Raw genomic sequence first — 262 nt, 5'->3', positions numbered from 1 at the left:
CATCAGCGCCTGGCTGGGGAAGGTCATCCTGTCGAGCAGCGTCTCCGGCAGCCACTGCCAGCTGGCCGCGGCCCCGTCACGTGAGGATGTCTGCAGCAACCACCATTGCTGGCGAGCGTCATCCCCCTCACCCGAGGCGACACGGCGCACCTCCTCGTGCATCAGCTCGCCGAGCAGATGGCGATTGTCGGCCGCCGGCTCACCGCGCGTGGTAGTCAGGGCCGTGGGACTCTGGCCCGGCTGTGCCGTCAGCTCCACCTCG

At 69.5% G+C, this 262-nt stretch carries 1 protein-coding gene; it reads right to left on the bottom strand.

Annotated features, from left to right (window positions below; translation table 11 throughout):
• On the bottom strand, nucleotides 1-262 hold a 262-nt coding region (locus R0J88_RS21045), incomplete at both ends, for a hypothetical protein (RefSeq protein WP_410901033.1).

The organism is Pseudoalteromonas sp. SIMBA_162 (genome assembly GCF_046535955.1).
Taxonomy (GTDB): Bacteria; Pseudomonadota; Gammaproteobacteria; order Enterobacterales; family Alteromonadaceae; genus Pseudoalteromonas; species Pseudoalteromonas marina.
Note: the sequence above shows the minus strand (reverse complement) of the source record. Positions and strands in the feature narration are given on the sequence as shown.